The following is an 18,801-nucleotide window of genomic DNA, read 5'->3' as shown; positions in this document are numbered from 1 at the left end:
CTACAGAGGAGTAGCGTCGGAATCTTTCCCGACAAAAATACTAGGACTTTGTCCGCGGCGATGATTGGCGTAAACTGCGCCCAAGCCTGCGAGGAGTTTCCATGACCGCTATTACCATTACCGACGCCGCCCACGATTACCTGGCTGATCTGCTGTCCAAGCAGAACACCCCGGGTATCGGCATCCGCGTCTTCATCACCCAGCCTGGCACCCAGTATGCAGAAACCTGCATTGCCTACTGCAAACCTGGCGAAGAAAAACCCGAAGACACGGCGCTGGGGCTCAAGAGCTTCACCGCTTATATCGATTCGTTCAGCGAAGCGTTCCTGGACGACGCGGTTGTCGACTACGCCACCGACCGCATGGGTGGCCAGCTGACCATCAAGGCGCCAAACGCCAAAGTACCGATGGTCAATGCCGACAGCCCGATCAACGAGCGTATCAATTACTACCTGCAAACCGAGATCAACCCGGGGCTGGCCAGCCACGGCGGCCAGGTCAGCCTGATCGATGTGGTCGAGGACGGCATCGCCGTTCTGCAGTTTGGCGGCGGTTGCCAGGGCTGCGGCCAGGCAGACGTGACCCTGAAGGAAGGTATCGAGCGCACCTTGCTCGAGCGCATCCCGGAGCTCAAGGGCGTCCGTGACGTGACCGACCACACGCAGAAAGAAAACGCCTACTACTAAGGTGTTCGCTGCGACATGAAAAACACTGTGGCGAGGGAGCTTGCTCCCGCTCGACTGCGAAGCAGTCGCCTGTCAGCCGATGCATTTCCCGTGATGAGTGCAATGGCTGATGGAGGGACCGCTTAGCGGTCCAGCGGGAGCAAGCTCCCTCGCCACAAGTGTTTCAGGGCCTGTACAAATGCGCATGCCCGGCGCGATACAGCGACGACTCGCTGAACTGGTCACTGCCCAGCACGCGCCCCACCAGAATCAACGCCGTACGACGAAACCCTTTGTCGGCTACCTTGTCGGCAATGTCCTCAAGCGTTCCGAGCACCCAATCCTGATCCGGCCAGGTCGCTCGATGAACCACCGCAATCGGGCAATCTGCGCCGTAATGCGGCACAAGCTCTTCGACGATCTTCGTCAGGTGATTAACCCCCAAATGAATCGCCATGGTCGCTCCGTGCTGCGCCAGGCTGGAGAACTCTTCGCCCGCCGGCATCGCGGTTTTGTCGGCATAGCGGGTCAGGATCACGCTCTGTGACACGTCCGGCAACGTCAGTTCCGCCCCAAGCAACGCGGCACAGGCGGCGGTCGCAGTGACGCCGGGGATGATCTCGAAAGGAATGCCGAGTTCGCGCAAGTGGCGAATCTGCTCGCCGATGGCACCATACAGACTCGGATCGCCCGAGTGCACCCGCGCCACATCCTGGTTGTTGGCGTGGGCGCGCTTGATCAGCTCGATGATCTGTTCCAGATGCAGTTCGGCGCTGTTGACCAGCGTCTCGGCGTGATGGCCTTCAAGAACAGCGGCGGGTACCAATGAGCCGGCATAAATGATCACCGGACAGCTGCGAATCAGGCGCTGGCCTTTGACGGTAATCAGTTCCGGGTCGCCGGGACCTGCGCCAATGAAATAGACGGTCATCGTCGGTTCCTGTGGAAAAAAGGGGCTGGGCAAGGCTTCAAATGAAGATTGCTCATGATCGATTGCGCGGATTATCGGGGATTTTACGCAGCGCAGGCCAATGCCAGAGTGGCCTGGGCATATTTTTGTCGCCGGATCAGCAGTTTTGCCGGTGCATGGCCCAGTTGTTCGGCCAAGGCCAGGGCGGCACTTTCCGCCACGCCGTAGCAACCGGTGCGCTCGAAGGCGATCTGTGAATGGTGACTGAGGTGTGGCTGATAACCAGCCAGTTGTTCGCTACTGAAAAACATCAACGGCAACGCCAGTTGCGTGGCCAATTCGATCAGAGCCGGTTCGTCGCGCTTCAAGTCGATGCTGGCCAGGGCCTTGATGTCATGAAGCTCGATCCGGTGTGCTTGCAGCGCCTGATCGAGCAGTGCGCGCAACGTGCTCACCGGGCAGCCCCGTTGGCAGCCCAGGCCGACCACCAGGGTCGGCACTGTGCTGACTTCAGTCATGCGCGGTATTGGCCATCGTTTTTGCGGCGGAACAACCAGGCGCTGATCAGGCCCAGGGCCAGCCAGAACGCCACGTTGGTCAGCTGCGAAGCGATTTTGAAACGGGTCTCCAGTGCTTCGGGTGCCAGCATCGAATGCACTTCCGGTTGCGGCGCGCCGATCACGTGGGGAACCGCAAGGATCGCCGCGCCGAGGACTTTCATCAGCCAGTGACGGCTGAACACGATCAGGGCGATACCCACCGCGGTGGAGGCCGCGGTGCCAATCCACCAGAACTGCCGTTGCGCCAGATCGGCGGCAGCGGTGCCCGGCAATTCAGGCGGCAGGCCCAGGGTTGGCGCCAGCACGAAGGTTGCGTAGCCCGCCAGGCCCCAGAGCAGGCCCTGGGAGGTTTTGGTCGGTGCGCGCAAGGTGTAGAGCCCGGCGAGCATCAGGGCGAAGCCGACGGCTACCACCAGATTGCCGCCAGTGGTCGAAAGCACACGCTGCCAACCGTCTTGCGGTTCCCAGGCTTCGCCATCGTGGGTGTGCGCGGCAACGGCGCCTTCGGAGTGGGTGTGTTCGTGGGCTTCAACAGCGGCGGGTTCGGATTTCTCGTAGGTCTCGGCCTGCAGGATCAGCGGTGAGACCCAGAAGCTTTGCAGCAGAGTGAGCAGCAGGGCGGCGAGCAGCCCGCTGAAACCTGCGGTTTGCGCAATACGCTTGATCATGTCTGAAGGTCTCAATGGCACGGGAACGCGGCGCTGTGACGGGTATCGTGCGCGGCGTTGTGCACGGCTTCGATGTGCGAGAAACCGGCGAAGTACACCAGGCATGCGCCGAGAATCGACGCGCAGACAGCGGCGGTCAGACGTTGAGTCAGGCTATTGGTGGCGCTGGCAGTGTTGCTATGAGCGGTGCTGCTGGTGATCGACATGGCGTTTCCCTCTGGTCTGTCAGCGGGGAATCAGAAGCGCATGCAGAAAGCCCGCACGAACGGGCGCGCAGAGCTTCGAACAGCGCCCGCCCACCGCGGGTTTGTCATTCAGTGATGGTGTATTCACCTTGTGTTGCGGGCCGGTCTCCGGGCTCACGAGGGGCGCAGGCCTGAGCCTGTTCCTGCAAGCATCACCTTCCCATGCCTCATCGGCACAGTGGATCTGACGCTTCGCTCGCTTACCGTTGCGGGGGCAGCACCGGACTGACATGGCTTGGAGTAAAGCACATGATTCACCGGTTTCCCGTTTCACCCTGTGAAGGGCACCCGTAACAAGATGCATAGGAGAGCATGGGCGGAGGTTGGGCGTCAATTGGCAAGGGTTCTCGTTTGAGTTGATCGTTCCCACGCTCTGCGTTGATCATTCGTTTGATCGTTCCCACGCTCTGCGTTGGAATGCAGCCCGGGACGCTCTGCGTCCCTTTCACAGCCGAACGCGGAGCGTCCGTTGAGGCATTCCCACGCAGAGCGTGGGAACGATCGACGCAAAGCGCGGGAACGATCGATTCGGCTTGATCATTGACCCGCCCCAATACCATGCGTAGCCTTGCGCTTTCGAGGTTCTTCGGCGTTTGTCGAAGCTAAGAAGGGAACGCGGTCAATGCCGCGGCTGCCCCCGCAACTGTGAACGGTGATGTTCGCTGCCACGCCACTGCACGCTCAAGTCCTGAGCCCGCGGGAAGGCGCAGCCAACGCCAGTCAAGCGACTGGCACGCCGTCAGCCAGGAGACCTGCCTCGATACAGATTCTCACTACAACCGGGCGGGGTGATCCGGTGGCGAACGCTTCCGGCGCGCACAGGCGTTGCCGGTTCTCGTCCCGTATGCCCGCCACCTTGCCAAAGGGCATCCGATGAAAACACTGGCCAAACTCCCCGTCACCATCGTTACCGGCTTCCTCGGCTCGGGTAAAACCACCTTGCTGCGACACATGCTCGACAACGCTCAGGGTCGCCGCATCGCAGTGATCGTCAACGAATTCGGTGAGCTGGGCATCGATGGCGAGATCCTCAAGCAGTGTTCAATCGGTTGCACCGAAGAAGAAGCCAGTGGCCGTGTCTATGAGCTGGCCAACGGCTGCCTGTGCTGCACCGTTCAGGAAGAGTTCTTCCCGGTGATGCGCGAACTGGTCGCCCGGCGCGGTGATCTCGATCACATTCTTATCGAAACCTCGGGCCTGGCCCTGCCAAAACCTTTGGTACAAGCCTTCCAGTGGCCGGAAATCCGCAGTGCCTGCACCGTTGATGCGGTGATCACCGTGGTCGACAGCCCGGCCGTGGCGGCCGGCACCTTCGCCGCATTCCCGGATCAGGTCGACGCCCAGCGTAAACTCGACCCGAACCTGGACCATGAATCGCCACTGCACGAACTGTTCGCCGATCAACTGTCCAGCGCTGACCTGGTGATCCTCAACAAGGCCGACCTGATCAGCCCTGAAGACCTGGCCCGCGTGCGCCTGGAAGTCGCCGAAGAACTGCCGCCTGCGGTAAAAGTCATCGAAGCCAGCAGCGGGCGCTTGCCGCTGGACGTGTTGATCGGTCTGGGTGCCGGCTCTGAAGAGCACATCGACAGCCGTCATAGCCATCATGATCACCACCATGAAGGCGAAGACGATCACGATCACGACCACGATGCTTTCGATTCCATCTCCATCGAGCTGCCGCAAGCCGACGAAAGCCTGCTGATGGACGCGCTGACCCAACTGGTGGTCCAGCACGGCATCCTGCGTGTCAAAGGCTTCGCTGCAATCCCGAACAAACCGATGCGCCTGTTGATTCAGGGCGTGGGCACACGTTTTGACAAGCACTTCGATCGTCAATGGAGCCTTGAGGAACCACGCGTCACTCGTCTGGTGCTGATCGGCCAGGCACTGGACGCCAGCCTGCTCGAAGCGCAATTGCGCGCCGCGCTCAGCGTGTAAGCCATGCACCTGCTCAGGACCCAGCCCGGCGGATTCGTCTCGGATGACAACATTGCCGACCTTGGACAAACCCCCGCCGAGCTGGTGATCCTGTGCAGCGGCGATTCCAGCCTGGCGCTGCTTGCCGAAGCGGCGCAGCAATTGCCCGACGATTATCCGAGCGTGCGCCTGGCGAACCCGATGCAGGTGCAGAATCATGCCTCGGTTGATCTGTATGTCGATGAAGTCTTGCGCCACGCCAAGGTCATTCTGATCTCGCTGCACGGCGGCATTGCCTATTGGCGTTACGGCGTCGAGCGGCTGGTGCAATTGTCGCAGCGTGGAGTGCAGTTGATACTGGTGCCGGGCGACGATCGCCCGGACCCGGAACTCAGTGACCTGAGCACCGTCGGTGCCGAGGATCGTGATCGGCTCTGGCAGTTTCTTCGTCAGGGCGGCATGGGCAACGCCCTGGATTTTTTCCGTTGCCTGGCCAATCGTTGGTTGGCTCGGGATTACGCCTGGGCCGAGCCGCGAGCGTTGCCGCGCACGGCGATTTACCATCCGCAAAAAAACACCGTTGAATTGAATGACTGGCAGGCTGAATGGCAGGCGGGTCAACCGGTGGCAGCCGTGCTGTTTTACCGCTCGCATTTGCAAGCGGCGAACACCGGTTTCATCGATGTTTTTTGCCAGCGTTTGCAGGCTGCCGGGTTGAATCCGTTGCCCATCGCGCTGGCCAGTTTGAAAGAGCCCGGTTGCCTGACGGTGGTCGAGGACCTGCTGGACGAGGCTGAAGCGGCGGTGATTCTCAACACCACCGGTTTCGCCCAGTCCAGCCCTGAAGCGCCGCACTTGCGACCATTTCGCCGCAATATCCCGGTGATCCAGGCGATTTGTGCCCAGGACAACGAGCCGGGCTGGCGCGCCAGCGAACAAGGCCTCGGCCCGCGTGATCTGGCGATGCACATTGCCCTGCCAGAGCTGGATGGGCGGATTATCAGCCGACCGATCAGCTTCAAGGATCTGGCGTGGCGCAGTGAGCGCAGCCAATCGGATGTGGTCTGCTACCGCCCGCAACCTGAACGCATGGACTTCGTCGCCGAGCTCGCACGGCGCTGGACCGACCTGGCGCACCTGCCCAATGCTGAAAAGCGCGTGGCGCTGATCCTCGCCAATTACCCGACCCGCGACGGCCGCATCGGCAATGGTGTCGGTCTCGACACGCCGGCCGCTGCCCTGAACATTCTGCGTGCGCTGTATAACGAAGGCTATCCGCTACCGGCCGAATTGCCGGACAGCGGCACCGCGCTGATCGAGCAATTGCTTGGCGGTGTCAGTAATGACCTGGACACTCTCGATCAGCGTCCCTGCCAGCAAAGTCTGGCAATGGATGATTACCTGAGAATGTTCAACGCACTGCCCGCAGCGAATCGCGCCGCGGTGCTGGCTCGCTGGGGGGCGCCGGAAAACGATCCGATGTGCCGCAACGGCCGAATGATGATCGCCGGGCTGCGTTTCGGCCTGACCTTCGTCGGCATTCAACCGGCGCGCGGCTATCAGGTGGACCCGAGCGCGGTGTATCACGACCCGGACCTGGTGCCGCCCCACGGCTATCTGGCGTTTTACTTCTGGCTGCGCAACACCTATGGCGCCCACGCGCTGATCCACGTCGGCAAGCACGGCAACCTCGAATGGCTGCCGGGCAAAGGGGTAGGCCTGTCGGAACACTGCTGGCCGGATGCATTGCTCGGGCCGCTGCCCAACATCTATCCATTCATCGTCAACGATCCGGGCGAGGGCGCCCAGGCCAAGCGACGGACCCAGGCAGTGATCATCGATCACTTGATGCCACCGCTGACCCGTGCCGAAACCTACGGCCCGCTGCGCAATCTCGAGTTGCTCGCCGACGAATACTACGAAGCGCAATTGCTCGATCCGCGTCGCGCCCGCGAGTTGCAGCGCGACATCCTGCAACTGGTGCGCGACACCCACATCGACCGCGAACTGCAACTGGACGAACAACTCGACAGCGATGTCGATGCGGCGATCTGGTTGCCGCGCCTGGACACTTACCTGTGTGACTTGAAGGAATCGCAGATCCGCGACGGCTTGCATGTTTTCGGCGAGTCGCCGGTCGGGCGCTTGCGTATCGATACGTTGCTGGCATTGCTGCGAATCCCCCGGGGTGACGGGCGTGGTGCGCAATCGAGCTTGCTGCGCGCTTTGGCCAAGGCATTCTCGCTGGGTTTCGATCCGCTGGATTGCGTGTTGGCCGAACCATGGACCGGGCCGCGACCAATTGAACTGCACAACCTCACCCATGAAGCTTGGCGCACCGCTGGCGATGCCCGCGAACGCCTTGAGTTGTTCGCCGCACAACTGATCTCGCAGGCGTTGACCGATCCGTGTAGGCGCGAGCCTGCTGGCGATGGCGTGTCAGTCGACGCCAACGCAGCTGACACAGCCTCGCCAGCAGGCTCGCTCCTGCAGGGGCCGGGTTGGTCCGAGGTCCAGGCCATCCTCGACAATCTGCGCGAAGTGGTCGCACCACGCCTGGACGCCTGCGGCCCGGCAGAAATGCGCGGCCTGCTCGATGCCTTGGGCGGCCGCTTCGTGCCAGCCGGCCCCAGCGGCGCGCCGAGTCGCGGACGGCTGGACGTGCTGCCCACCGGGCGCAATTTTTATTCGGTGGACGTGCGCAACCTGCCGACCACAACCGCCTGGCGCATCGGTTTTCAATCGGCCAACCTGATTCTTGAACGCCACCTGCAAGATCATGGCGATCATCTGCGTCAGCTCGGCCTGTCAGTGTGGGGCACCGCGACCATGCGCACCGGTGGCGACGATATCGCACAGGCCATGGCGTTGATGGGCGTGCGCCCGGTATGGGCTACCGGCAGTCAGCGCGTCGACGATTTTGAAATACTGCCACTGAGCTTGCTCGATCGGCCGCGAGTGGACGTGACCTTGCGCGTTTCCGGGTTCTTCCGCGACGCCTTCGCCAATCTGATCCGCTTGTTCGACGCCGCGGTACAAGCGGTGGCTGCGCTGGATGAACCAGACGATCTCAACCCGTTGGCGGCCAAGGTCCGTGCCGAGCGGGCAGCGTTACTGCAATCGGGGGTTGATGAGGAATCGGCCCGACGCCAGGCCGGTTGGCGAATTTTCGGTGCCAAACCCGGCGCGTATGGCGCAGGAGTGCAGGGCGCTATCGATGGCCGGCTGTGGCAAAGCCGTGAGGATCTGGCCGAGGTCTATCTGAATTGGGGCGGTTACGCCTATGGCGGATCTGACGAGGGCACCCTGGCCCGAGAACCCTTCAGTCGACGCCTGGGCCAAGTGCAGGCCGTTGTGCAAAATCAGGATAACCGTGAGCACGATCTGCTCGATTCCAATGACTACTATCAGTTCCAGGGCGGTATGCTCGCGGCGGTGGAAAGCCTCAGCGGAACCGCGGCGGCGAGTTACCACGGCGATCACAGCCAGCCGGACTTGCCGAAAATCCGCACGCTCAAGGAAGAGCTGAACCGGGTCATCCGCTCGCGGGCAGCCAATCCCAAGTGGCTCGACGGGGTAAAGCGACATGGCTATAAAGGCGCCTTCGAAATGGCTGCGACTGTCGACAACCTGTTCGCCTTCGACGCCACCACACAGCTGATCGACGATCATCAGTACGCCTTGCTGGCAGATGCCTATTTGCTCGACCCGGACACCCGGGATTTTGTTCGCGAGCACAATCCCCACGCGTTGCGCGACATGACCGAACGCATGCTCGAAGCGCAACAGCGAGGCATGTGGAAAGCGCCGGGCGAGTATCGCGAGGCGCTGGAAAATCTGCTGCTGGACATAGAAGAAGACAGTTGACTAGAGAACAGTGGACACCTGTGGCGAGGGAGCTTGCTCCCGCTCGGCTGCGAAGCAGTCGTAAAACCCGAAACCGTGGCGTATAGCTGATCGTTCCCACGCTCCGCGTGGGAATGCAGCCCGGGACGCTCCGCGTCCCACCCAGAGCCGAACGCGGAGCGTCCGTTGAGGCATTCCCACGCAGAGCGTGGGAACGATCACAAAAAACCCGAAACCGTGGTGTATCTGATTTTTGGGGCCGCTGCGCAGCCCAGCGGGAGCAAGCTCCCTCGCCACAGAGTAATGACCGACCATGATGAGAAACCCGACATGACCGACACTCCGCATTTCCCCCTGTCCGCCGTGGTCGGCGCCGACGATTTGAAGCTCGCGCTGTACCTGACCGCCATTGACCCGAAGATCGGCGGTGTGCTGATCGAAGGTCCGCGTGGCATGGCCAAGTCGACCCTGGCTCGAGGGTTGGCGGACCTGCTCGCCAGCGGTCAGTTCGTTACCTTGCCGTTGGGCGCGACTGAGGAGCGGTTGGTCGGTACCCTCGATCTGGATGCCGCGCTGAGTGAAGGCCGGGCGCAATTTTCACCGGGTGTGCTGGCCAAGGCTGATGGCGGCGTGCTCTACGTCGATGAGGTCAACCTGCTGCCGGATCATCTGGTCGATCTGCTACTCGACGTCGCCGCCAGCGGTACCAATCTGATCGAGCGGGATGGCATCTCCCATCGGCATTCGGCGAAATTCGTGTTGATCGGCACCATGAACCCGGAAGAGGGCGAATTGCGGCCGCAGCTCCTTGACCGCTTTGGCTTGAATGTCGCCCTCAGCGGCCACACCGCACCGGCAGAGCGCGGCCAGATCATCCGTCGGCGCCTGGATTTCGACAGCGATCCCCAGCGCTTTTGCGCCACGTGGGAGAGCCAACAAGCGAGCCTGCGCGAGCGTTGCCAGCAGGCACGCGTTGCGTTGACGAGCATCCCGCTGGACGACGACGCGCTGGCGCAGATCACTGAACGCTGCTTCGCCGCCGGAGTCGACGGCATGCGCGCCGATCTGGTCTGGCTGCGCGCGGCTCGCGCCCACGCAGCCTGGCGTGGCGCTCGTGCCATCAGCGTCGAAGATATCGACGCGGTCGCCGAGTTCGCCTTGCGCCATCGTCGCCGTGAGCTTGCCGCATCGGCACCACAACCGGCGCAAGCGCCACAGTCGTCTTCGCCGCAAACGACCAATCCGGGTGAAGGCCAGGGGCAGTGGGGTGAAATGGCTCCTCAGGCATCGCCTGTCGGCGCCCGCCGGGAAGTGCCGAGCTGGCCAAAAAAGCCCTAGGCATTCGCCCCCGATCCGACGCGGGGGCGAATGCCAGGCCCCGCGCCGGACGACTGGACCATGGCCGACAGGGCAAGCGTCACGCTGCCTGCAGCGGTTCGATCAACTGGCCGGGGACCTTGCTCATTGGTCGGCCACGTGTGCGTGCGGATCTGTTGTTCCACGTGCGCACACGTTCGGCTCATCAATTGTGGCTGGTGATTGTCGATGCGTCGGCTTCGACCCGTCGGCACCATGCCTTGAGCGATGCCAAGGGTTTGCTCGCGCAGTTGTTCGATGACGCCTATCGCCAACGCGCCCGGCTGGCCTTGCTGTCTGCCAGTGGCGCTGCGCCGAAGTGGCAGGTTCAAGGGTTGAAAGCGTCCAGCGGTTTGCGTCACTGGCTTGATGGACTGGGCGCCGGTGGCGGCACGCCGTTGCTGGCGGCCTTGAGCGAAGCGGGGCAGTGGCTTGCGGCCCGGCGAAAGCGCTTTCCGGCCGAGCAGCAACGCTTGCTGGTGATCACGGATGGGCGGATCAAGGACGGGGCGACATTGCAGCCATTCAATTGTCCCGGGCTGCTGATCGATATCGAGCGTGGGCCGATCAGGCTGGGTCGCTGCAAGGTGATGGCGGAGCAGTTGCAGTCGGAGTATCGGCATATCGATGAGTTGTTGCCGGGGTGATTTTTCCTGTGCTGCGCGCCGATCACGGCGAGCCTGCTCGCGATAGCGGTGTACCCGCCAGCCTCAATCGAATTACTTCGCCATCGCCCGCCGATACTGCCGGGTACGCTTGCCCAGGTACAACTGGTCGACAATCAACGCCCACAGCGCCGACACTCCAGGTCGGGTCTTACGGCCACGACTCAATCGATGCAGCTGGAATTTCACGACCGCCATGTTTGCCAATGCTGCCAGCGGTTTGCGTTTCCAGCGAATTGGCGGCAGTTGCGGGTGACTGTTCAGACCTTCTCGCCAATGCTTGACCAAGCCGGGCTCAACGGCGAGGGCCGTGCCTATTCCAGCCATGGCGATGCCGCTGGCGAGCACTTGTTCGACAACTGTCAGGCGTCGAATCCCGCCGGTGACCATTACCGGCATGCATGCCACTGCAGCCAACTCACCGGCCATTTCCAGAAAATAAGCCTCGCGCGCCAACGTCCGCCCGTCACGGGCCTCGCCTTGCATGGCCGGTGCTTCGTAGCTGCCGCCCGAGAGTTCGAGCAAATCGATCTGCAGCTCGTTCAGCCATTGGATAACCTGCCGGGCGTCGTCGGCATCGAAGCCGCCGCGCTGGAAATCCGCCGAGTTGAGCTTCACCGCTACGCAAAACTGCGGTGATACCGCTTGGCGCACGGCATCGACCACTGCAAGCAGCAAGCGGGCACGGTTTTCCAATGAGCCGCCCCAGCGATCGGTTCGGCGATTGGTCAGTGGTGAAAGGAACTGGCTGATCAGGTAGCCATGAGCGGCATGTATCTGCACGCCGGTAAAACCGGCTTTTTCGGCCATCGCGGCACTGGCGGCAAAGCGCTGGATCACCTCGTCGATGTCGGCTTCGCTCATGGGTTTCGGTTCGGCGAACATCTTCGAAAACTGTCCCAGATCCAGTGCTACCGCCGAAGGTGCCAACGCTTGCTGGCCAAGGTTGGCCATGGTCTGGCGGCCGGGGTGATTCAATTGCACCCAGAACTGCGCACCACCGCTGCGCCCAATGTCGGCCCACTGACGGAAGCGTTGCAGATGCCGCTCATCTTCGAGTACTACACCGCCTGGGCCGGTCATGGCGCGCCGGTCAATCATCACGTTGCCGGTCAATAGCAGCCCGGCTCCGCCATCTGCCCAGGCCTGGTACAAGCGAAACAGCGCGCCATCGGGTGCCTGATCGATGTCGGCGAGGTTTTCTTCCATCGCGGCTTTGGCAATGCGGTTGCCGATGGTCTGGCCGTTGGGCAGATTCAACGCTTGAAAGGGCGACATGCTTGACTCCTCATCAGTGAAGAGTAGAGGCTAAGCTTAAAGTTAACTTTAATGTCAAGCAGGCAAATGAGGTCGCAATGAAAATCGGTGAATTGGCACTGCTGAGCGGATTGAGCGCCTCGCGCATTCGCTTTTATGAGGCTCAAGGTTTGATTCAACAGGTTCAGCGCTCGGCGAACGGCTATCGACAATACCCGCAACAGGTCCTGCAAACCCTGCAAATCATCCAGTGCGCCCAGCAGGCCGGGTTCAGCCTCGAAGAACTCAAGCAACTGTTACCGGACACTGTGACGGGGGCGTTCAAGCATGATGAGTTGATGGTCGGCCTGCATCGCAAAATCGAACAGATCGAAGCCATGCAACGGCACCTGGCGCAAAGCAAGGCGCAGTTGCAGGGTTTGATCGAAAACATTCAGGCCCGGCCGGAAGGCATGGCTTGTGACGCGAATGCCGAGCGGGTGCTCGGGTCATTCAGGCACTAAAGCAGTCTGAGGGGTGGGAATCGGCTTGCGCATCAACGTCCCCACCACCAGCGCACCGAGCAAAGCCGCGAGTCCTGCCACCCACAACAACAGACTGAACCCCGCGACGAATGCCTGCCGGGCCAAGGCTTCGACCAGCGGCCGCGCGATTTCGGGCAACAGACTCATCGCCGCGTTCATATCACCGGCGACCACCCGCGAGGCGACATCCTTTGACTGTTCGAGCAACTCCGGCGCCAGACTCGACAAACCGAAGTGCAGCTGTTGTTCAGTGTGGCCAGCGAGCAGCGCGCCATACACGCCGATGGCCAGCATCACCGCACTGAAGCGCATGGTCGTGCTCATGCCCGAGGCCATGCCGGTGCGTTGCCGCGGGACGCAGGCCATGATGTTTTTCTGCGTATCGCCGTTGAGCAGACCTGCGCCGGCACCGGTGACGGCAATCGCCAGGGCGAACGGCAGATAACCGCCACTGTTGACCGCCCAGGCACTGAGCAAGTTGCCGCAGCCTACCAGGGTGAGCCCGATGGCCATCATGTTTGCCGGCGTGATCCGCCCCGTCAGCCGAGCACCGATGCGCGGGAAAATCAGCAGGGTGACGGCGAACGGCAACATGCCCAAGCCCGCCGAAATCGCGGTGAACCCCAGCCCGTTCTGCAAGTAGAACGGCAGCATGGTCATCATGACCTGAGCACACGCGGCGTACGCGAACATGCCGAGCAGCGCACCGATGAAGCGCGGATGACGGAACAACTGCAGGTCGATCATCGGGCGCTGTTGCAGACGTTCGATCACCACGAACAGTCCCAACAACGCTGCTCCACCGATCAGGCGCGCATAAGTGACCGGGTTGCTCCAACCGATCCGATTGGCTTCGATCAGGCCCCAGATCAGGCACAGCAGGCTGGCGCTGAAGGCGAGGCTGCCCCAGGGATCAAGGCGCGCTGCTTGCGCATCGCGTGATTCCGGCACCGCGCGCCAGACCCTGTACATCAGGAACAAGCCCACTGGCAGGTTGAGGTAGAAAATCCAGCGCCAGCCCACGAATTCGGTGATCAGTCCGCCCAGGGTCGGCGCGGCGGTCATGGCAACGCCCATGCAGCCACCCCAGAATGCCCAGGCCTTGGCCCGTTCGGCTTCATCATGAAAGGTGTGGCCGATGGCTGCGAGCGCCGAGGTCAACAGCAGTGCGGCGCCGACGCCTTTGATCGCGCGTGCGATGTCGAGAAACAGGGCGTTCGGAGCCGCACCGCAGCCCAGTGAAGCAACGATGAAAATTCCCAGGCCCCACATCAGGGTCTTCTGGCGACCAAAACGGTCGGCCAGGCTACCGGCCGGCAACAGCAACGCGGCGAACGCCAACATGTAGGCGCTGACCACCCACTCGATGTCGGCGAAATTGGCCCCCAGGTCACGCGCAATGCTGGGCAAGGTAACGGCGACAATGTTGGTGTCGAGCACGATCAGCGAGCACACGGCGGATGCGGTCAGTAAGGTCTGACGTGCACTTGGCGTGGGTTTGACGGGCATGGCAAGGATTCTCTACTGTGACGGTTCGAGCAGCTTATCCCTGGCTGACAGTGTCGTTGTTAGGCGCGCCTCATCACTTCATTACCTTTGAGCTAATGCCCCATGGACATCCGCCACTTCCGCTATTTCCTCGCCGTCGCTCGCCATCGCAATTTCACCCGCGCCGCCGAGCAATTAGGCATCGCGCCGCCGACCCTGACCCGGCAGATTCAAGACATGGAAGCGGAGTTGGGCGCGCGCTTGTTTTTCCGTCAGTCGCGGGACGTCAGCCTGACCGAAGCCGGCGCGGCGCTGGTAATCGAGGCTGAAGCCACAGTCCGGCAATTCGAGTCTGCCCAACGCAATGCACAACGTGCCGGTCGCGGTGAAGTCGGACACATCGAACTCGGTTATGTGGCGTCGGCGGTGTACTCAGGAGTGCTGCAAAAACAAGTGCAGGGGTTTGCTTGCCAATTCCCGGACGTCAGCCTCAATGTGCGGGAGAGCCCGATGGCCAGCCTGCCGAACATGATCCTCGAGGGACGTTTCGACCTCGGCTACATCCGCTGCCCGTTGACGTTGCCCGACGGTATCGAAAGTGTGCGGCTCAACGAGGAAGGCTTTGTGTTGGCGCTACCGGTCGATTCATGGCTCAACCGTTTGCCGATGATCAATTCAGTGCATCTGCAGAACGAAAACTTCATTCTTCCCGAGCAAGTGGTCGGCACCTTGCAAGTCGCCGCGCAGGGTGGGTTTGTACCCAGGCTGGGGGCGCAGCCGGGTGGGTTGGTCGCGGTGATTGCCCTGGTTTCGCTGGGGCAGGGCGTGGCGGTGGTGCCGGAGTCCGTGGTCGGCCATGTCAGTTTGCCGAACGTGGTGTATCGGCAGATTGCGGATTGCCAGGTGATTTCCTGGTTGGCCTTGGTTCATCGGCGGTTCGAGAGGTCGCCGGCGGTGATCAAGTACATCGATCGCGTAAAAAATGCTTGAGTGCGCAAGCATCGCGTTGTTCGAAATACCGAAGATTCATAGCCGCTACAGATCTTGAAATGATTTCCGGCTGTAGGAACAGTCGCTATTGCTTGTACGATCCAAGTTCTTTTTCCTTTCAGGACTTGCATGAACACCCTCACGGAGCCTCCCAGTTATCCTTTCCCCACGCGCCATCGCGCGGTCTTGATGCACGCGAAGCACCCGGTCTTTTGGCTTGCGTTTTCCCATGACATTGCAGTTCCTCGGCGTCTGCGCCGTGCCTTGCCGTGCCCGGCATTCTGAATCCACTGAAGAGATCGAGACGTTTTTATGGAATGGTTAGCTGACCCCACCGCATGGCTGGGCCTGTTGACGCTGATTGTGCTGGAACTGGTACTGGGCATCGACAACCTGGTGTTTATCGCGATCCTCGCGGACAAACTACCGCCGCATCAGCGCGATCGTGCGCGGATCATCGGTTTGTCCCTGGCGTTGCTGATGCGTCTTGGCTTGCTGGCGAGTATTTCCTGGCTGGTGACCCTGACCCAACCGCTGTTCGAGGTATTCGACAAGAGCTTCTCCGGGCGCGACCTGATCATGCTGTTCGGTGGTGTGTTCCTGTTGTTCAAGGCCACCATGGAATTGCACGAACGGCTTGAAGGACACGTCGGTGAGCGTTCCTCCAACGCCGCCTATGCGCTGTTTTGGCCAATCGTCGCGCAAATCGTGGTGCTGGATGCGGTGTTCTCCCTCGATGCGGTGATTACCGCAGTGGGCATGGTTGATGAGTTGGCGGTGATGATGATCGCCGTGATCATTTCCATCGGTTTGATGATCGTCGCCAGCAAACCGCTGACCCGGTTCGTCAACGCGCATCCGACGGTGATCATGCTGTGCCTGGGCTTTTTGATGATGATCGGCTTTGCGCTGACTGCCGAAGGCCTGGGCTTCCATATTCCGAAGGGCTATCTGTATGCAGCCATCGGTTTCTCGATCCTGATCGAAGTGTTCAACCAGATCGCCCGGGCTCGCCGCAAACGATCGATGATGGGCCTGCGACCGATGCGTGAGCGCACCGCCCACGCGGTGATGCGCCTGCTGGGCGGGCGCAAACTGGCGGTGGAAGAAGTCGGCGAGGAAATTGCCGACATGCTCGACAACGGCGAGGCGCCCAGCGAAGCGCTGTTCGATCGCCGCGAGCGGGTGATGATCAGCGGCGTGCTGCAACTGGCCGAGCGGCCGATCCGCACGTTGATGACCGTGCGCGCCGACGTCGATCATATCGACCTGGCCGACAACGCCGAGGCGATTCGCACGCGACTGATGCATTCGTCTTACTCGCGCCTGCCGCTGATCCGCGACGGTGCGGTGGATGAACCGCTGGGTTTCGTACACAAGAAGGAGTTGTTGAAAGAGTTCCTGGCAGGTAACCAACCGGATCTTGCGCATCTTGCGCGTCAGACCATCAACCTGCTGGAGAGTTACTCGATCCTCAACGCCCTGGAGCAGATGCGCAAGGCGTCGACGCACATCGCATTCGTGGTCAACGAGTTCGGCGACTTCGTCGGTGTGCTGACCATGACCGACATCCTCGAATCGATCGCCGGTGAATTACCCGATGCCAGCGAAATCGAAGGGCCGGACGTGGTCGAGGAAAAGGGCGGGTTTGTGGTCAGCGGCGCTTTGAACCTGGCGCGAGTTCGACAGTACACCGGGTTTGCTGCCGAGCCTACCGACGACTACCAGACCCTCGCCGGTCTGGTGGTCAGCTTGCTGGATCGCCTGCCGATGATCGGCGACAGCCACGAATGGGAAGGCTGGTGCTTGACCGTGTTGTCGGTGGAAGAGCGGCGGGTGACGCGGGTTCGGCTGGCGCGCATTTGCGCGTAGATGTTGTATTGATGCCAATGCCCTCATCGCGGGCAAGCCAAGCTCCTACAAGTTATACGCTGAGCTTGTGGAAGCGGGCTTGCCCGCGATTGCAGACCGCCAGACGACTCACTCTTATCAATCACCACGATACAAAAATGCACCTGATTGATTCTCTTGGGCCCTGTTGTGAATCAGATTCCCGACTGCTGTAGCCGATGGTAGCGGTTTCTATTTGATTCGTTTTGGTAACCCTTTCTTTCGCATGTACGCATCCCCCTGATTCAAAACACTTTTCAATCTCCCTACATTCCCTGCACATCCTGTGGCACACTTTCTGCTGTCTATTCCGTTGTTACATACCACGTTCCGGTATAGCGGAATAAACATCATTCTGGAGTGCTTGCCATGCATCGCCGACCTTCGTTGTTCAAAGCGTGTGTTTTTCTGTTCGCGGCTTCTGCTGCTGCCATGGGCGTGGCCCAGGCGGCAGACGGCAAGCTCGATAGTGTCCTGGCCCGCGGCAAGTTGATCGTGGGCACCGGCAGCACTAATGCGCCGTGGCACTTCCAGGGTGCAGATGGCAAATTGCAGGGTTTTGATATCGACATCGCGCGCATGGTGGCCAAAGGGCTGTTCAACGACCCGAGCAAGGTCGAGTTTGTTGTGCAGTCATCCGATGCGCGGATTCCCAACCTGCTGACCGACAAGGTCGACATGAGCTGCCAGTTCATCACCGTGACCGCCAGTCGTGCGCAGCAAGTGGCGTTTACTCTGCCTTACTACCGTGAAGGCGTTGGCCTGCTGTTGCCGGCCAACAGCAAGTACAAGGAAATCGAAGACATGAAGGCCGCTGGCGACGGCTTGACCGTGGCGGTGCTGCAGAATGTCTACGCCGAAGAGCTGGTGCATCAGGCATTGCCCAATGCCAAGGTCGACCAATACGACAGCGTTGACCTGATGTACCAGGCCGTGAACTCCGGTCGCGCCGACGCGGCGGCCACCGACCAGTCTTCGGTGAAATACCTGATGGTGCAGAACGCCGGTCGCTACCGCAGCCCGGCTTACGCCTGGAGCCCGCAGACCTATGCCTGTGCGGTCAAGCGCGGCGATCAGGACTGGCTGAACTTCGTCAACACCACCTTGCATGAGGCCATGACCGGCGTCGAGTTCCCGACTTACGCCGCGTCATTCAAGCAATGGTTCGGTGTGGATCTGCCTTCGCCAAAGATTGGTTTCCCCGTCGAATTTCAATGATCCCGTGAGAGCGGGGCGGTTCTGAATCGCCCCGTTCAGGTACTGCTGACCATGAACTATCAGTTGAACTTTGCCGCCGTGTGGCGCGATTTCGACACCTTGCTAGCGGGGCTCGGCCTGGGCCTGGAGCTGGCGCTGGTGTCGATCGCCATCGGCTGCGTGATCGGCCTGCTGATGGCGTTTGCTTTGTTGTCGAAGCACCGCCCGTTGCGGGTGCTGGCTTCGGTGTATGTGACGGTGATCCGTAACACGCCGATTCTGGTATTGATTCTGTTGATCTACTTTGCATTGCCGAGCCTGGGGATTCGTCTGGACAAGATTCCCTCGTTCATCATTACCTTGTCGTTGTATGCCGGGGCGTACCTGACCGAAGTGTTCCGCGGTGGTTTGTTGAGCATTCCCAAGGGCCAACGCGAAGCGGGTCTGGCGATCGGCCTGGGGGAATGGCAGGTCAAGGCCTATGTCACCGTGCCGGTGATGCTGCGCAACGTACTGCCAGCGTTATCGAACAACTTCATTTCGCTGTTCAAGGACACCTCGCTGGCGGCGGCGATTGCCGTGCCGGAGCTGACCTATTACGCGCGCAAGATCAATGTCGA

At 61.1% G+C, this 18,801-nt stretch carries 16 protein-coding genes and 2 riboswitches; of the genes, 10 read left to right on the top strand and 6 right to left on the bottom strand.

Annotated elements, in window-relative coordinates; genetic code table 11:
* The first annotated feature begins 101 nt into the window (after positions 1-101).
* Entirely contained in the window at positions 102-686 is a 585-nt protein-coding gene (gene nfuA / locus D8U69_RS25290) for a Fe-S biogenesis protein NfuA (RefSeq protein WP_007959519.1), read from the top strand.
* 163 nt (positions 687-849) lie between these two features.
* On the opposite strand, the gene cobM is transcribed toward nfuA, so the two are convergent.
* From cobM to D8U69_RS25270, 4 genes are all read right to left on the bottom strand, one after another.
* A complete protein-coding gene (gene cobM, locus D8U69_RS25285; protein ID WP_130908413.1) occupies positions 850-1,596 on the bottom strand; it encodes a precorrin-4 C(11)-methyltransferase in 747 nt (248 codons plus the stop codon).
* Between the two features lie 83 nt (positions 1,597-1,679).
* Complete coding sequence (locus D8U69_RS25280) at positions 1,680-2,093, bottom strand: cobalamin biosynthesis protein (protein WP_056852817.1); 414 nt, start codon at positions 2,091-2,093, stop codon at positions 1,680-1,682.
* Complete coding sequence (locus D8U69_RS25275) at positions 2,090-2,803, bottom strand: CbtA family protein (protein ID WP_130903433.1); 714 nt, start codon at positions 2,801-2,803, stop codon at positions 2,090-2,092. Before D8U69_RS25275 ends, D8U69_RS25280 begins: the two co-directional genes overlap by 4 nt.
* Positions 2,804-2,814: 11 nt before the next feature.
* Positions 2,815-3,009 (bottom strand): CbtB-domain containing protein, encoded by a 195-nt coding sequence (locus tag D8U69_RS25270; protein WP_130908412.1) that lies wholly within the window; start codon positions 3,007-3,009, stop codon positions 2,815-2,817.
* Positions 3,010-3,129: 120 nt separating this feature from the next.
* A riboswitch (cobalamin riboswitch) is annotated at positions 3,130-3,355 on the bottom strand.
* Positions 3,356-3,610: 255 nt separating this feature from the next.
* A riboswitch (cobalamin riboswitch) is annotated at positions 3,611-3,823 on the top strand.
* Between the two features lie 98 nt (positions 3,824-3,921).
* On the opposite strand from D8U69_RS25270, the gene cobW reads away from it, so the two are divergent.
* From cobW to D8U69_RS25250, 4 genes are all read left to right on the top strand, one after another.
* Positions 3,922-4,989: a cobalamin biosynthesis protein CobW gene (gene cobW, locus D8U69_RS25265; RefSeq protein ID WP_130903431.1), complete on the top strand. Its 1,068-nt coding sequence runs from the start codon at positions 3,922-3,924 to the stop codon at positions 4,987-4,989.
* Between the two features lie 3 nt (positions 4,990-4,992).
* On the top strand, positions 4,993-8,835 hold the full coding sequence (gene cobN / locus D8U69_RS25260) for a cobaltochelatase subunit CobN (protein WP_130908411.1): 3,843 nt from the start codon (positions 4,993-4,995) through the stop codon (positions 8,833-8,835).
* A 309-nt stretch (positions 8,836-9,144) separates the two neighbouring features.
* Positions 9,145-10,152: an ATP-binding protein gene (locus D8U69_RS25255; protein ID WP_130903429.1), complete on the top strand. Its 1,008-nt coding sequence runs from the start codon at positions 9,145-9,147 to the stop codon at positions 10,150-10,152.
* A 2-nt stretch (positions 10,153-10,154) separates the two neighbouring features.
* Positions 10,155-10,817, top strand: a complete 663-nt coding sequence (locus D8U69_RS25250) for a VWA domain-containing protein (RefSeq protein WP_130903428.1) — start codon at positions 10,155-10,157, stop codon at positions 10,815-10,817.
* 72 nt (positions 10,818-10,889) lie between these two features.
* Here D8U69_RS25250 and D8U69_RS25245 read toward each other — a convergent pair whose 3' ends face one another.
* The gene (locus tag D8U69_RS25245) at positions 10,890-12,113 is read right to left on the bottom strand and encodes an NADH:flavin oxidoreductase/NADH oxidase family protein (protein WP_130903427.1); all 1,224 of its coding nucleotides are present in this window, start codon (positions 12,111-12,113) and stop codon (positions 10,890-10,892) included.
* Positions 12,114-12,190: 77 nt separating this feature from the next.
* Between D8U69_RS25245 and D8U69_RS25240 the strand changes: the two genes are divergently transcribed.
* Complete coding sequence (locus tag D8U69_RS25240) at positions 12,191-12,595, top strand: MerR family transcriptional regulator (protein WP_056852810.1); 405 nt, start codon at positions 12,191-12,193, stop codon at positions 12,593-12,595.
* On the opposite strand, the gene D8U69_RS25235 is transcribed toward D8U69_RS25240, so the two are convergent.
* A complete protein-coding gene (locus D8U69_RS25235; RefSeq protein WP_130908410.1) occupies positions 12,581-14,125 on the bottom strand; it encodes an MFS transporter in 1,545 nt (514 codons plus the stop codon). The two genes, D8U69_RS25240 and D8U69_RS25235, sit on opposite strands and share 15 nt — an antisense overlap.
* 102 nt (positions 14,126-14,227) lie before the next feature.
* On the opposite strand from D8U69_RS25235, the gene D8U69_RS25230 reads away from it, so the two are divergent.
* The 4 genes from D8U69_RS25230 to D8U69_RS25215 all read left to right on the top strand — a co-directional run.
* Positions 14,228-15,094, top strand: coding sequence for a LysR family transcriptional regulator (locus D8U69_RS25230; protein WP_056852808.1), 867 nt, complete (start codon positions 14,228-14,230; stop codon positions 15,092-15,094).
* Between the two features lie 312 nt (positions 15,095-15,406).
* Positions 15,407-16,966: a TerC family protein gene (locus D8U69_RS25225; RefSeq protein WP_130908409.1), complete on the top strand. Its 1,560-nt coding sequence runs from the start codon at positions 15,407-15,409 to the stop codon at positions 16,964-16,966.
* Between the two features lie 387 nt (positions 16,967-17,353).
* A complete protein-coding gene (locus D8U69_RS25220; RefSeq protein WP_056852806.1) occupies positions 17,354-18,202 on the top strand; it encodes a transporter substrate-binding domain-containing protein in 849 nt (282 codons plus the stop codon).
* Positions 18,203-18,253: 51 nt separating this feature from the next.
* On the top strand, positions 18,254-18,801 hold a 548-nt coding region (locus D8U69_RS25215; RefSeq protein WP_130908408.1), incomplete at its 3' end, for an amino acid ABC transporter permease.

Origin of the sequence: Pseudomonas sp. Sample_16 (assembly GCF_004307665.1) — a bacterium.
Lineage (GTDB): Bacteria > Pseudomonadota > Gammaproteobacteria > Pseudomonadales > Pseudomonadaceae > Aquipseudomonas.
The sequence above is the reverse complement of the archived record's forward strand: the minus strand, read 5'-3'. Positions and strand labels throughout refer to the sequence as shown.

Excerpts from the sequence above, each read along its gene's own strand:
- D8U69_RS25275 (WP_130903433.1), bottom strand. The coding sequence starts at position 2,803 with ATGATCAAGCGTATTGCGCAAACCGCAGGTTTCAGCGGGCTGCTCGCC.
- D8U69_RS25255 (WP_130903429.1), top strand. The coding sequence starts at position 9,145 with ATGACCGACACTCCGCATTTCCCCCTGTCCGCCGTGGTCGGCGCCGAC.
- D8U69_RS25245 (WP_130903427.1), bottom strand. The coding sequence starts at position 12,113 with ATGTCGCCCTTTCAAGCGTTGAATCTGCCCAACGGCCAGACCATCGGC.
- D8U69_RS25280 (WP_056852817.1), bottom strand. The coding sequence starts at position 2,093 with ATGACTGAAGTCAGCACAGTGCCGACCCTGGTGGTCGGCCTGGGCTGC.
- cobW (WP_130903431.1), top strand. The coding sequence starts at position 3,922 with ATGAAAACACTGGCCAAACTCCCCGTCACCATCGTTACCGGCTTCCTC.
- D8U69_RS25240 (WP_056852810.1), top strand. The coding sequence starts at position 12,191 with ATGAAAATCGGTGAATTGGCACTGCTGAGCGGATTGAGCGCCTCGCGC.
- D8U69_RS25220 (WP_056852806.1), top strand. The coding sequence starts at position 17,354 with ATGCATCGCCGACCTTCGTTGTTCAAAGCGTGTGTTTTTCTGTTCGCG.
- D8U69_RS25270 (WP_130908412.1), bottom strand. The coding sequence starts at position 3,009 with ATGTCGATCACCAGCAGCACCGCTCATAGCAACACTGCCAGCGCCACC.
- cobM (WP_130908413.1), bottom strand. The coding sequence starts at position 1,596 with ATGACCGTCTATTTCATTGGCGCAGGTCCCGGCGACCCGGAACTGATT.
- D8U69_RS25225 (WP_130908409.1), top strand. The coding sequence starts at position 15,407 with ATGGAATGGTTAGCTGACCCCACCGCATGGCTGGGCCTGTTGACGCTG.
- cobN (WP_130908411.1), top strand. The coding sequence starts at position 4,993 with ATGCACCTGCTCAGGACCCAGCCCGGCGGATTCGTCTCGGATGACAAC.
- D8U69_RS25230 (WP_056852808.1), top strand. The coding sequence starts at position 14,228 with ATGGACATCCGCCACTTCCGCTATTTCCTCGCCGTCGCTCGCCATCGC.
- D8U69_RS25235 (WP_130908410.1), bottom strand. The coding sequence starts at position 14,125 with ATGCCCGTCAAACCCACGCCAAGTGCACGTCAGACCTTACTGACCGCA.
- nfuA (WP_007959519.1), top strand. The coding sequence starts at position 102 with ATGACCGCTATTACCATTACCGACGCCGCCCACGATTACCTGGCTGAT.